This is a genomic window from Deltaproteobacteria bacterium (assembly GCA_011375175.1).
In the GTDB taxonomy this organism is placed as follows: domain Bacteria; phylum Desulfobacterota; class GWC2-55-46; order GWC2-55-46; family DRME01; genus DRME01.
Genome location: DRME01000091.1, coordinates 26,756 through 39,375, shown reverse-complemented (window position 1 = coordinate 39,375; position 12,620 = coordinate 26,756). Strand labels below are relative to the sequence as shown.

Sequence of the window (12,620 nt, the reverse complement as noted above, 5' to 3'; positions counted from 1 at the left end):
GACTCCCTCCAAAAACTTTTAACGCCCTGCGGATCATCCCGATTTTGCCTGCAAAATCGGGATGATCCGCAGGGAATTAAAAGTCTTTGAAGGGGGTCTGGGGGAAACGTGGGCCTATGGCCCTTCTACGGAAAGTTTCCCCCAGTGCAATAAATCAGCGTTTCCCTAATAAAAGGGGCACGGCCCCGCCGACTCGGAGGCGCTCCCCCGGAGGTTCGGGCCGCAAGGGCGTAAAAAGAACCCGCCCGGCGCGGGTCGAGCCTCCGGGGGAGCGCCGAAGATACGAATAACATACAGGGGGGCCGGGGGAAGACCGGCGCCGTTTTTCGGGAAATTTCGCCCGGCATATTCGAAAGGCAAAGGGATGGGAAGACCGCGCTACCGCTCTCTCGGCGCCGTCCTCTACGAGCGTTACGGCAGGCGGACGTGGAAGGTTTCGCTCGACGCCGGCTTCGCCTGTCCCAACGGCGGCGGTCTTCCGGGCGGAGGGGGATGCGCCTACTGCCGCAGCGACGCGCTGAGGCCCGCCCGCGGCGCGGACGGTCTCTCCGTTGCCGCGCAGCTCGAGGCCGGCATCGAGTATGTGCGCCGCCGCCACAGGGCCGGGGCCTTCGTCGCATACTTCCAGTCGGGCACCTCCACCAACGGACCGACCGACAGGCTCGCCGCCATGCTCGACACCGCCGTGCGCCACCCCGAGGTCGTCGCCCTCGCCGTCTCCACAAGGCCCGACTGCCTCGGCCCCGAGGTGCTCGATCTCCTCTGCCGGGTGCGCGGGAAAAAGGACCTCTGGATCGAGCTGGGCCTGCAGTCGATCCATGAGCGCACGCTGAGGCTCATCAACAGGGGCCACACCGCCGGGGACTTCATCTGCGCCGCCCGCGCGGCCATGGAGCGGGGCATCGACGTGTGCGCGCACCTCATCATGGGTCTTCCCGGCGAGGAACGCCGCCACATGGCGGCCACGGTCGGCCGCGTGGCCGAGCTCGGACTCTGGGGCGTCAAGTTCCACCAGCTCCAGGTGCTCAGGGGCACGCCCCTTGAAACGATGTACCGCCGGGGAGAGGTGACGCCGCTCGGGCTCGACGAGTACGCATCCATAGTCGCCGACGCCATCGAGCTCCTGCCGCCTGAGACGGTCATACACCGGCTCTGCGGCGACGCGCCCCGCCGCCTGCTCGTCGCCCCCCGCTGGGGGGCCGGCAAGTTCGCCGTGGCAGAGGCCGTGGAGGCGAAGCTCCGGGCAAGAGGCACGCGCCAGGGCGCGGCCCGCCGCCTGTGAAGGCGCGCCCCCCTAAACAAACGCCAAGGAGGTGACACGATCATGATCGACCCGCGCGCAACCACGCTGGCATCCATACTGGTGAACCACTCGCTGCGGCTCAAACGCGGCGAGACGGTCCTCATAAGCGCATCGAGCGAGCTGGCAAAGCCCCTTGTCATCGAGGTCTACCGCGAGGTGATGAGAAAGAAGGCCCACCCCCTTACCTCCATAAACTTCGAGGAGACGGCCGGGATCTTCTACGACATGGCCACCAGGGCGCAACTGGAGCGCTTTCCCGACACCAGGCTCTACGAGGCCGAACATATCGACTGTGTCGTCAACATCAGGGCGCCGCTCAACAGGAAGGCCCTCTCCTCGACGGACCCAAAGAAGATCGCCCTGAGAAGCAGGGTCCTCAAACCCATAAGCGAAAAGATAGTGAACGAGAAACGCTGGGTGCTGTGCAACTTCCCGACCAACGCCCTTGCCCAGGAGGCGGAGATGAGCCTCGAGGAGTACGAGGACTTCCTCTACGGCGCCACCAATATAGACTGGTCCGGGCTCAAGGCGGTGGCGATGCGGCTCAAGCGCGTGCTCGACCGGGGCCGCGAGGTGAGGATCGTCGGCAGGGAAACCGACCTCACCCTCTCCATCGAGGGCAGGAAGGCCATCCCCTGCTGGGGCGAGCGCAACATGCCCGACGGCGAAGTCTTCCTCTCGCCCATCGAGGACTCGGCCAGTGGACACATATATTACGACATGCCGGCCATATACCAGGGCCGTGAGGTCACGGGCGTAAGGCTCAGGTTCGACGCCGGCCGCGTCGTCGACGCCTCGGCCGAGAAGAACGAACGCTTCCTCATCGCCGTGCTCGACACCGACGAGGGCGCGCGCCGCCTCGGCGAGCTCGGCATAGGCGTCAACTACGGCATAAAGCGTTTCTCCAAGGACATACTCTTCGACGAAAAGATCGGCGGCACCGTCCACCTCGCCGTCGGCCGCTCCTACGAAGAAGCTGGCGGCGGAAACCACTCGGCCGTACACTGGGACATGATAAAGGACCTGAGAAAAGACGGCGCCCTCTACGTGGACGGCAGGGCCGTACAGGAAAACGGAAAGCTGCTGCCCTGAGCGCCCCCCGGCGACAGGGCCCCTTCCCGCCGGAAACGTTCCGGCGTCACCGGATATGGACGCTTTTTTCGGAAAACCGGGAAGTTCCGGCCCCATCTCCTGTTGACTGCTCTTTCACCCTGTGCTATTTTTATTCCTTGGCGCCGTAACCGTAGAAGACGCCGCGCTTTTTTCCGCTCACCCAACTGCGGTGGCCGATTTCGCCAAGGAAACTCTGATTGATTGCTCTGGGGGAAACTTTCTGTAGAAAGTTTCCCCCAGGCCCCCTTCAAAGACTTTCGATACGAGTCGGTTTCACCTGTTTTGCCAGGCAAAACAGGTGAAACCGACTCGCATCAAAAGTTTTTGGAGGGAGTCTGAGGGAACCTTTTTACAAAAAGGTTCCCTCAGTGCAACAAATCAGGGTTCCCTAACTTTTTGGAGAGTGCTCGCCATGTCCATAGAGGTCACCGACTCCCAGATAGACGAGATAAAGTCGCTGCTTGAGAGCGGTGAGCGCGAGCGTCTCGGCGAGCTCGTCTCCAGGCTCCATCCCTCGGACATCGCCCACCTCTTCGAGCACATCGACGACTCGCAGATGATCTCGCTCTTCCACACGCTCAAGCCCGAGGTGGCCTCCGAGGTCTTTCTCGAGGTCGACGAGCGCCGCCGCGCCATCCTCATCGCATCGCTCACCGACGACAAGCTCGTCGAGGTCGTCGACGAGATGGACACCGACGACGCAACGGACTTCATAAGCGAGTTGCCCGTGGAGGAGGCCCGCAAGGTCCTCGAGGGCATGGACACCCACGAGTCCCAGCAGGTCAGAAGACTGTTGCGTTACGCCGATGACACGGCCGGCGGTAAGATGCAGACCGAGCTCGTCTCGGTCCACGAGGACGCCACCATAGAAGAGGCCATCGAGGAGGTGCGCCGCAAAAGCTACGTGGTGGAGAACATATCGAGCGTCTTCGTCGTCGACTCCGAACGGGTCCTCGTCGGCGTCGTGCCGCTGGACCGCCTCATCCTCGCCCCGCCCACGGCGCTCGTGGGCGAGATAGCGGACCGCGACTTCATCAAGGTCACCACCGACGTGGACCAGGAGGAAGTGGCCCGCCTCTTCAAGAAATACGATCTCATAAGCCTCCCCGTCGTCGACGGCTTCGGAAAGCTCGTGGGACGCATCACGGTCGACGACGTGGTAGACGTCATAGAGGAGGAGATATTCGAGGACGTCTACCACATGGCGAGCCTCAACACCGGGGAGCGGGCCCTCGACCCTCCGGGCCGCTCCTTCAGGATGCGCTCGCCCTGGCTTCTGGTAAACCTCGGAACCGCCTTCCTCGCCGCAAGCGTCGTCAAGCTCTTCGAGGGCACCATAGAGTCGCTCGTCGTGCTCGCCGTCTTCATGCCGGTCGTGGCGGGCCTGGGCGGCAACGCCGCCACCCAGACCATAACGGTCATGGTAAGGGGCCTTGCGCTCGGCGAGCTGAGCCTTCGCAACGCACGGCGGGTACTCGTAAAGGAGGCGCTCGTGGGGCTGGGCAACGGCCTCCTCGTCGGCGCCGTGGCGGCCCTCATATCCTACCTCCTCGGCGCAAGCACCATGGTGGGAGTGCTCCTCTTCCTCGCCATGACGGCCAACATGGTCATAGCCGGACTGAGCGGGGCGACGATACCCCTCATCCTCAAGTGGCTCAACGCCGACCCGGCCCTCTCGGCGAGCATATTCGTCACGGCCTGTACGGACATCGGAGGCTTCTTCACCTTCCTCGGCCTCGCGGCCCTCTTCCTCCACGTAGGAATCCTGTAGCGCCATGAAAGGGGGACACACAAAGACCAGCGCCCTAATACTCGGGGCCTTCGACTACGGGGAGTCGGACAGGATAGTCACCTTCCTCACCGACCGCTCGGTGAAGCTGCGCGCCATAGCCAAGGGCGCCAAGCGCAGCCGCCGCCGCTTCGTGGGCAATCTCGACCCCCTCAGCCTGAGCTCGCTGCTCGTACACCTCAGCCCCCGCAGCACCCTTGCGAGGATCGACGACGCCTCGCTCCTCCGGGAATTCAGCGGCATCAAAACCTCCGTGGAACGCCTCGCCGCCGCAAGCTACGTGGCCGAGCTCGCCTCGGAGATGACCGGCGACGGCCAGCAGACGCCGGGCCTCTTCCCCCTCGTCACCGCCATACTCGCGAAGATCGACGACGGCGCCCCCACGGGACCGCTTCTTCGCTCCTTCGAGATGAGGCTTCTCGCCGCCGCGGGCTACCTGCCCCACCTCTCGGGCTGCGTCGCCTGCCGCAGACCCCTCCGGCAGGGCGGCGGCGCCGGGAGAGCAGGCCGGGCCGCGGCGGCTCCCCACTTCTTCAGCGCCGAAAGAGGGGGACTGCTCTGCGCTCGCTGCGCCGCAGGGGCCGCAGGGAGCGCCGGCCTCATGAAGGTCTCGCCCGGCGCGGCGCGCTTCCTCACCATGGCGGCGCGACTCGACCCGGCCAAGCTCCAGAGACTCGTGCCCTCACCATCGCTCCTCGCAGAAGGCGAGGAACTACTCGGCGAGTTCATACGCCACCACCTGGGCAAGGAGCTCAAGACCAGGCTCTTCATGAACAAGATACGACAACCACCGTCACGAGGAGGTTCTTGAAAGATGCTTTTTCAGGATGTCATATTGAGGCTCCAGCGCTTCTGGGCCGAGCGGGGATGCATCATACATCAGCCCTACGACATGGAAAAGGGGGCCGGCACCTTCCACCCCGCAACCTTCCTCCGGGTGCTCGGCCCGGAGCCCTGGCGGGCCGCCTACGTCGAGCCATCGCGCCGTCCCACCGACGGACGCTACGGCGAAAACCCCAACAGGCTCCAGCACTACTACCAGTTCCAGGTCATACTCAAACCCTCGCCCGAGGACATACAGGACATCTATCTCGACAGCCTCAAGGCCCTTGGCATCGAACCGCTCGACCACGACATACGCTTCGTCGAGGACGACTGGGAGTCCCCCACCCTCGGCGCCTGGGGACTGGGCTGGGAGGTGTGGCTCGACGGCATGGAGATAACCCAGTTCACCTACTTCCAGCAGGCGGGCGGCATCGACTTGAGCCCCGTCTCCGGCGAGATAACCTACGGCCTCGAGCGCATAGCCATGTACCTCCAGGGCGTGGACAACGTCTTCGACCTCCGGTGGACCGCCGACGTCACATACGGCGACGTCCACCACCGCGGGGAGGTCGAGTTCTCGCGCTACAACTTCGAGGAGGCCGACAAGGACCTCCTCTTCAAACTCTTCGACATGTACGAGCGCGAGGCGCTCAGACTCCTGGACAGGGGGCTCTCCCTGCCGGCCTACGACTACTGCCTCAAGTGCTCGCACACCTTCAACCTCCTCGACGCCCGCGGCGCCATAAGCGTCGCCGAGCGCACGAGATTCATAGGCCGCGTAAGGCGTCTGGCCAGAAGCTCGGCCCGGCTTTATCTCAAGGTGCGTGAAGAGCTCGGCTACCCGCTGCTCAAAGAGGCGGCGGCCGGGTGAAAGTGCGCCGGAAGCCCACCGGCGGGACCTCTAAACACCTTTGCAAGGAGATGGAGATGTCGACGAAGAAATCGAGCGAGCTGCTGAAAAGGGCGTCCCGGCTCATACCGGGCGGTGTGAACAGTCCCGTCAGGGCCTTCAAGGCCGTGGGCGGGAAGCCCCTCTTTATCTCCGGGGCCAAGGGCTCCAAGATCTACGACGCCGACGGCAACGAGTACATCGACTACGTCGGCTCCTGGGGACCCATGATAGCAGGCCACGCCCACCCGGCGGTGAGCGCCGCCCTCAAAAGGGCCGTGGCCCGCGGCACCAGCTTCGGCGCGCCGACAGAGCTCGAAGTGGAGCTCGCAGAACTCGTCACCGAGGCCTTCCCCTCCATGGAGATGGTCAGGTTCGTCAACTCCGGCACCGAGGCGACCATGAGCGCCATCCGCCTCGCCCGCGCCGCAACGGGCCGCGACAACATCATAAAGTTCGAGGGCTGCTACCACGGACACGCCGACAGCCTCCTCGTAAAGGCCGGAAGCGGGGCCGCCACCTTCGGTGTGCCCGACAGCCCCGGCGTCCCCGCCGACCTGGCGAGACACACCTACAACGCCGTCTTCAACGACCTCTTCTCCGTCGAGGAGATCTTCGAAAAGGACCCCAAGGGCATCGCCTGCGTCATAGTCGAGGGCTCGCCGGGCAACATGGGCGTCGTCCCGCCGAAGGACGGCTTCATGGAAGGGCTGCGCACGCTCTGCGACCGCTACGGAGCGCTGCTCATAATGGACGAGGTCATGAGCGGCTTCCGGCTCTGCTACGGAGGAGCCCAGAAGGTCTACAACGTAAGGCCCGACCTCACCTGCCTCGGAAAGGTCATCGGCGGAGGACTCCCCGTCGGCGCCTTCGGCGGAAAACGCTCCCTCATGAAAGAGCTCGCCCCCGTCGGCCCCGTCTACCAGGCAGGCACCCTCTCGGGCAACCCCCTTGCCATGACGGCCGGAATCGAGACCCTAAAGCTCCTCAGGAAAAAAGGCGTCTACGACAAACTCTTCAAGCTCACCGACACCCTCTGCGACGGCATCGAAGAGATCGTCGCCGACACCTCCATCCAGTGCCAGGTCGCCAAGGCGGGCACCATGTTCACCCTCTTCTTCAACGAAAGACCGGTGAAAAACTACGCAAACGCCGCGGCAAGCAATCTCCCCCGCTTCTCGCGCTTCTTCCGCCGCATGCTCGCCTGCGGCGTATACATGCCGCCCTCTCAGTTCGAGGCGGCCTTCGTCGGTCTCGCACACAGCCTCACCGACATCGAAAGGACTCTCGAGGCCGTAAAAACAAGCTTCCGCCGCGGCCTCTGAGTTACTTTCTTTTTGGAAAAAAGAAAGTAACCAAAGAAAAACTGATGAATCTTGATGAGCCTACGACCGTCGCGGGCAGACATCGCGGCCTTCGGCCCCGTCTCACGTGGTTACTTTCTTGTTGGGGAAAAAGTAAGGGAAGCTCTGATTTATTGCACTGAGGGAACCTCTTTGTAAAAAGGTTCCCTCAGGCTCCCTCCAAAGACTTTTAACGCCCTTTTGAAGGGGAGTGTCTTGCCCGCATCAGCTACCCGGGGGGCGGTCCTTTGGAGGTTCGGGCCGCAAAGGCGTAAGAAAGCCCCGCCTGGCGCGGGCCGAACCTCCAAGGGACCGCCAAACATCCGAATAACATCCGAGGGAGCCGCGGGGGGAAACGTGGGCCTGTGGCCCTTCTACAGAAAGTTTCCCCCAGGCAAATAACGGCTCCCGGGCGGTCGGGCCGCAAAGGCGTAACAAACCCGCCTGGCGCGGGCCGACCGCCCGGGAGCCGCGACACCAACGCGATACCGACCCCAACCAGCACCGTACCTTATCGAGGGTTCTGCACACATGAACGACGAAGCGAAAAAATTCGACGAATACGGCCGGGAGTGGTGGGATCCCAAGGGGAGGCTCTTTTCGCTCCACAGGATAAACCCCCTGCGCTTCGAGTACTTCAGGGACGTGGCCTGCCGGCGTCTCGGCGGGCTCGAAGGCAAAAAGGTGCTCGACGTGGGCTGCGGCGGCGGTCTTCTCTCCGAAAGGTTCGCCGCCGAGGCGGCGGCGGTGACGGCCATCGACCTCTCGCCCGTGGCCATCGAGGCGGCGAAAGGGCACGCCGCGCAGTCGGGACTGCACATAGACTACAGGGTCTGCTCCGTGGAGGAGCTGAAGGCCGCACACGAAGCCGCGGGCGAGCCGAGTCCCTACGACATCGTCGTCTGCGCCGAGGTGCTCGAACACGTCGACGACCCCGCGGCCTTTCTGGCCGGCGCCCTCTCCATGCTCGGACCAGGCGGCCTCTTCTTCTTCGGAACCATCAACAGGACGCTCAGGGCGCGGCTCCTGGCCATATTCGTCGCCGAGGACATACTGGGCATGGTCCCGCCCGGCACCCACGAGTTCAGGAAATTCATAAAGCCCTCGCATCTGAAGGAGATCATGGAGAGCTGCGGCGTGACGATGGAAGGGTTGCGGGGCATGAGCTTCAGCCCCTGGCGGCTCGAGTTCGTCCTCTCCGACGACACGACGGTCAACTACCTGGGCTACGGTGTGAAAAGGAGGGATTGACGCAACTGCCGGCTCTCCGCCGCTGCCGGCACCTGCGGGAGAGTGACCGCCGGGCCTTCGCCTCCGGCGGGGAACAGGGCCGGACTTCCTCTTGCGTCGGCACGGCTTGCGCCGGTACGACGGCGGGAAGAGACACGACGCCGGCCCCTTCCGCTCAGAAGACCACCTTGTTCTCCGTGAGGAGAAATACCCTCAGGATGTTCATGAGCTTTTTCCTGCCTTCCGGCGAGAGCCGGTTGTAGGACCTCACGAAGTCCGCCACGCCGTCGGCGGCATGGGCGGAGAAGCCGCTTCCCCCCTTCTCCCCCTCGCCGGTGAGCAGCCACTGGCGGTTCACGCCGAACAGACATTCCAGCGCAACGACGATGGGGCCGCAGAGCATGCGCTTGCCGCCTTCTATCTCGGACAAGAGCTTCTTGGAGACCAGGAGCTCGCCGGCGAGCTGTTCCTGGCTCAGGTGGAACTCCTTCCTCAGCATCTTTAACCGCTCTCCGACTTCCTTGACATCTACGCCTGCGCCGGCGGCCTTCGCCCCGGGAGCGCCCCCCCTGGCTACGGACCCTCCCCGGCGTCCGAGACCCTTAAGCACCTCAGCGGTTATGCACTCTTCGTTCACCTTCATCAACCCCGGAACCTCCTGCGTATGGCGCCGCCGCGCCGGCCTCTCGATACGGCTCTTGTCGGTAGCGATAGACTCTCTTTGTCACCCTGCACCCTGCTTGCTTCCGGCAAACACCCGCCTTTCCTCAAGGAACCCCCGATTGTTGCCCCCTGGTCCCCAAGGAAACTCTGATTAATGACCCTTGGGGAAACTTTCTGTAGAAAGTTTCCCCCAGACCCCCTTCAAAGACTTTCGATGCGACCTGGTTTCCCCCTGTTTTGCCAGGCAAAACAGGGGGAAACCAGGTCGCGTTAAAAGTTTTTGGAGGGAATCTGAGGGAACCGTGGGTCTATGACCCTTTACAAAAAGGTTCCCTCAGTGCAATAAATCAGAGCTTCCCTAAATAAAATATAGGGACGCGCCCGAGAAGATGCGACAAACCACGGCTGGTCCGCCACACGGAGAGTCTTCCCCTCACCAGCAGTTACAACGCACCGACGGCGCACACCGCATTATTTTAATACAGCCTCCTGCAAAAGCAAGGACTTTTTCTCCCGGCGGGACGAAGGGTTTAAACGGCAGGTGAAAAAACTCCGGCCGGAGGGGAGTGAAAGGGGATTCATGGGTCTGCGAAAGAATTCTTACAAAGGGGGGCTGTGGCTCAGGGTGTTACGGAGAGGGCCCGGCCGATCTCCGCGGCTATGGCGTCGGCCGCCGCCGCCGGATCGGCGGCGTTGCGGATGGGCCTGCCGACGACTATGTAGTCGGCGCCGTCGCGGAAGGCGTCGGCTGGGGTGGTTGTGCGTTTCTGGTCGTCGCTGCCCGCGGCGTGACCGGAGGGTCTCACGCCGGGCGTTACGATGAGCGGACCGGCGCCGATGCGCTTTCTTACGGCGGCGGCCTCCCGGCCCGAGCAGACGACCCCGGCGCAGCCGGCCTCCACGGCCATGGCCGCGCGCTCGACGGCCAGCTCGGCGGGAGAGGCGAAGCGGGCCGTATCGACGCCCACGGCCTCCATGTCGCCGCGTCCCAGGCTCGTAAGGACCGTGACGCCCAGGACCTTGAGCCGCGGCGCGGCCTCCGCGGCGGCGCGCAGCATCCGCGCCCCGCCGCCGCAGTGGACGGTCACGAAGTCTACGCCGAGCCGGGCGGCGCTGCGGCAGGCCCCGGCCACGGTGGCCGGTATGTCGTGGAACTTGAGGTCCAGGAATATGGCGGCGCCCGTCTTCTCCTTCACGGCGCGCACCACGGCCGGACCCTCGGCGCAGAAGAGCTCGAGCCCGATCTTGAAGACCCCCACGCGACCCTCGAGAAGCGAGCACAGCTCCGAGGCCTCCCGGGCGCTCTCCACGTCGAGGGCGAAGATTATGCGCTCTTTCGGCTCCATCTCACTTGCGCGGAAAGGGCCCCTCAGGGCCGCAGCCTCAACAGGTCTTCACGGCTTACCACCGCCTCGAAGGCGCAGCCCGTCGTCCGCTCGATATTCTCCCGTCCTCCCTCGCAGCGGTCCACCAGCGCCAGGACCTTCACCACCTCGAAGCCCGCCTCCCTCGCCTTCTCCACGGCCTTGATGGTGGATGCCCCGGTCGTCACCACGTCGTCGACGACGACGACCCGCGCCCCCTCGCCGAGGTTGCCCTCTATCCAGCGCATGGTGCCGTGTTTTTTCGCCTCCTTGCGCACTATGAAGACCTCGAGGGGGTCTCCGGCGAGGTTGCTCGTCATGGCCGCGGCGTAGGCTATGGGATCGGCTCCAAGGGTCAGCCCCCCTATGCCGTCGGCGCCGAGCCCCTTTATCCGCTCGTAGACGACGCGCCCCACCGTGACCATGCCCTCGGCGCTCAGCACCGTCTTCTTCACGTCGATATATATGTCGCTTCTGGCGCCGCTGGAGAGGACGAACCCCTTGGCCGGATCGTAACGGAAGGAACGCCGGTAGATTATCCCGACAAGTCTCTCGAACTCGCTTCCCATAGCGGTTTCGAGTATACGGTCTCCGCCCTCGCCAGTCAAGCCGATTCTCCGGCCGCCCCGGATTTTTTATCGACTTCCCGCCTCCTTTTCGTGTAGAATACTGAGGGAACCTTTTTGTAAAAGGGTCACAGACCCACGGTTCCCTCAGACTCCCTCCAAAAACTTTTAATTTGCTCTTCGAGCCGCGTTGGCTCTCGTGATCGTCCAAGGAAGCGAGGTTCTTAGGCCCAAGTTAAAAGTCTTTGAAGGGGGTCTGGGGGAAACGTGGGCCTATGGCCCTTCTGCAGAAAGTTTCCCCCAGGCTGCCCGCGCCGGCTGCCTCTGGGGGGCTGTGCCGGGGGGTCGGGCCGCAAAGGCGTAAAAAATCCCGCCTGGCGCGGGTCGACCCCCCGGTACAGCCGAAGATCCGGATAACATACGAGAGGGCGCGGGGAGACGCGGGCCTGTGGCCCTTCTACAGAAAGTTTCCCCCAGGGAAAATCTCCCCAAATCCGCCATCGGGGTATTGAAGCATGAAGAAAGTCGAGCTTGTCTGTCCGGCGGGCAATCTGCCGTCGCTCAAGGCCGCCATAGACAACGGCGCCGACGTGGTCTACACGGGCTTCAACGACGCCACCAACGCCCGCAACTTCGAGGGTCTCAACTTCACGGCCGACGGGCTGCGCGAGGGCATGGACTACGCCCACAGCCGCGGCAGGGAGGTCTACATAGCGGTCAACACCTTTCCCCAGGCAGACACTTACGAGCAGTGGTACCGGTCCGTCGACTTCGCCGTCGAGCTCGGCGCCGACGCCGTGATCCTCGCAAACCTCGGCATACTCCGTTACGCCAGGGAGCGTTATCCCGACGCCGTCCTCCACCTTAGCGTCCAGGCCAGCGCCTCCAACTACGAGGCCATAAACTTCTACAGGCGCGAGTTCGGCATCCGCCGCGTCGTGCTGCCCAGGGTCGTGACCGTCGACGAGATAAGGCGCATCCGCGAGATGACCGACGTGGAGCTCGAGGTCTTCGCCCTCGGCGGGCTGTGCATAAACATCGAGGGCCGCTGCTACCTCTCCAGCTTCGTCACCGGCGCCTCGACCAACACGGAGGGCGCATGTTCGCCGTCGCGCTTCGTGCGCTTCGACTCGGGCGACGACGGCGGGCTGCGCATCTCGCTCAACTCCATGGTCCTCAACGACCTCGCCGCCGGCGAGTCCTCGCCATACCCCACGTGCTGCAAGGGGCGCTACGTCATGCCCGACGGCCGGACGAGCTACGCCATGGAGGACCCCGAGTCGCTCAACGTCCTCTCCATCGTCCCCGAGCTCATCGAGGCCGGCATATCGGCCTTCAAGATCGAGGGCCGCCAGCGCACAAGGAGCTACGTGGCCGCCATGACGCGGGTGATGCGCGAGGCCGTCGACTCCTACTACAGGGACCCGGCCTCCTACGCCGTCAGGCCCCGCTGGCAGGCCGCAACGGACGCCACCTTCGAGGGCACGACCCATACGCTCGGCTGCTACAGGGGCAAGTAAGGGCGGCGCTGCGTC

At 63.9% G+C, this 12,620-nt stretch carries 11 protein-coding genes; 8 read left to right on the top strand and 3 right to left on the bottom strand.

The window, feature by feature from the left end; genetic code table 11:
- Nucleotides 1–364 precede the first annotated feature (364 nt).
- The 7 genes from ENJ37_07995 to ubiG all read left to right on the top strand — a co-directional run bounded on the left by ENJ37_07995 (nt 365) and on the right by ubiG (nt 8,513).
- Nucleotides 365–1,282 carry a TIGR01212 family radical SAM protein gene (locus tag ENJ37_07995; protein HHL40433.1) on the top strand — a complete coding sequence of 306 codons (918 nt, stop codon included), beginning with the start codon at nt 365–367 and terminating at the stop codon, nt 1,280–1,282.
- A gap of 42 nt (nt 1,283–1,324) precedes the next feature.
- The gene (locus tag ENJ37_07990) at nt 1,325–2,395 is read left to right on the top strand and encodes an aminopeptidase (protein HHL40432.1); all 1,071 of its coding nucleotides are present in this window, start codon (nt 1,325–1,327) and stop codon (nt 2,393–2,395) included.
- 424 nt (nt 2,396–2,819) lie between these two features.
- Nucleotides 2,820–4,187 carry a magnesium transporter gene (gene mgtE / locus ENJ37_07985; protein ID HHL40431.1) on the top strand — a complete coding sequence of 456 codons (1,368 nt, stop codon included), beginning with the start codon at nt 2,820–2,822 and terminating at the stop codon, nt 4,185–4,187.
- A gap of 4 nt (nt 4,188–4,191) precedes the next feature.
- Nucleotides 4,192–5,016: a DNA repair protein RecO gene (gene recO, locus ENJ37_07980; protein ID HHL40430.1), complete on the top strand. Its 825-nt coding sequence runs from the start codon at nt 4,192–4,194 to the stop codon at nt 5,014–5,016.
- Between the two features lie 3 nt (nt 5,017–5,019).
- The gene (gene glyQ, locus ENJ37_07975; protein HHL40429.1) at nt 5,020–5,901 is read left to right on the top strand and encodes a glycine--tRNA ligase subunit alpha; all 882 of its coding nucleotides are present in this window, start codon (nt 5,020–5,022) and stop codon (nt 5,899–5,901) included.
- A gap of 56 nt (nt 5,902–5,957) precedes the next feature.
- Entirely contained in the window at nt 5,958–7,244 is a 1,287-nt protein-coding gene (hemL, locus tag ENJ37_07970; GenBank protein ID HHL40428.1) for a glutamate-1-semialdehyde-2,1-aminomutase, read from the top strand.
- Nucleotides 7,245–7,793: 549 nt separating this feature from the next.
- Entirely contained in the window at nt 7,794–8,513 is a 720-nt protein-coding gene (gene ubiG / locus ENJ37_07965) for a bifunctional 2-polyprenyl-6-hydroxyphenol methylase/3-demethylubiquinol 3-O-methyltransferase UbiG (GenBank protein ID HHL40427.1), read from the top strand.
- Nucleotides 8,514–8,667: 154 nt separating this feature from the next.
- Here ubiG and ENJ37_07960 read toward each other — a convergent pair whose 3' ends face one another.
- The 3 genes from ENJ37_07960 to pyrE form a co-directional block, all read right to left on the bottom strand.
- Complete coding sequence (locus ENJ37_07960; protein ID HHL40426.1) at nt 8,668–9,135, bottom strand: XRE family transcriptional regulator; 468 nt, start codon at nt 9,133–9,135, stop codon at nt 8,668–8,670.
- Between the two features lie 640 nt (nt 9,136–9,775).
- Complete coding sequence (locus ENJ37_07955; GenBank protein ID HHL40425.1) at nt 9,776–10,501, bottom strand: orotidine-5'-phosphate decarboxylase; 726 nt, start codon at nt 10,499–10,501, stop codon at nt 9,776–9,778.
- A 23-nt stretch (nt 10,502–10,524) separates the two neighbouring features.
- Complete coding sequence (pyrE, locus tag ENJ37_07950) at nt 10,525–11,088, bottom strand: orotate phosphoribosyltransferase (protein HHL40424.1); 564 nt, start codon at nt 11,086–11,088, stop codon at nt 10,525–10,527.
- Nucleotides 11,089–11,600: 512 nt separating this feature from the next.
- Between pyrE and ENJ37_07945 the strand changes: the two genes are divergently transcribed.
- Nucleotides 11,601–12,605, top strand: coding sequence for a U32 family peptidase (locus tag ENJ37_07945; protein ID HHL40423.1), 1,005 nt, complete (start codon nt 11,601–11,603; stop codon nt 12,603–12,605).
- Nucleotides 12,606–12,620 lie beyond the last annotated feature (15 nt).

Excerpts from the sequence above, each read along its gene's own strand:
- ENJ37_07995 (HHL40433.1), top strand. The coding sequence starts at position 365 with ATGGGAAGACCGCGCTACCGCTCTCTCGGCGCCGTCCTCTACGAGCGT.
- ENJ37_07990 (HHL40432.1), top strand. The coding sequence starts at position 1,325 with ATGATCGACCCGCGCGCAACCACGCTGGCATCCATACTGGTGAACCAC.
- recO (HHL40430.1), top strand. The coding sequence starts at position 4,192 with ATGAAAGGGGGACACACAAAGACCAGCGCCCTAATACTCGGGGCCTTC.
- glyQ (HHL40429.1), top strand. The coding sequence starts at position 5,020 with ATGCTTTTTCAGGATGTCATATTGAGGCTCCAGCGCTTCTGGGCCGAG.
- hemL (HHL40428.1), top strand. The coding sequence starts at position 5,958 with ATGTCGACGAAGAAATCGAGCGAGCTGCTGAAAAGGGCGTCCCGGCTC.
- ubiG (HHL40427.1), top strand. The coding sequence starts at position 7,794 with ATGAACGACGAAGCGAAAAAATTCGACGAATACGGCCGGGAGTGGTGG.
- ENJ37_07960 (HHL40426.1), bottom strand. The coding sequence starts at position 9,135 with ATGAAGGTGAACGAAGAGTGCATAACCGCTGAGGTGCTTAAGGGTCTC.
- ENJ37_07955 (HHL40425.1), bottom strand. The coding sequence starts at position 10,501 with ATGGAGCCGAAAGAGCGCATAATCTTCGCCCTCGACGTGGAGAGCGCC.
- pyrE (HHL40424.1), bottom strand. The coding sequence starts at position 11,088 with ATGGGAAGCGAGTTCGAGAGACTTGTCGGGATAATCTACCGGCGTTCC.
- ENJ37_07945 (HHL40423.1), top strand. The coding sequence starts at position 11,601 with ATGAAGAAAGTCGAGCTTGTCTGTCCGGCGGGCAATCTGCCGTCGCTC.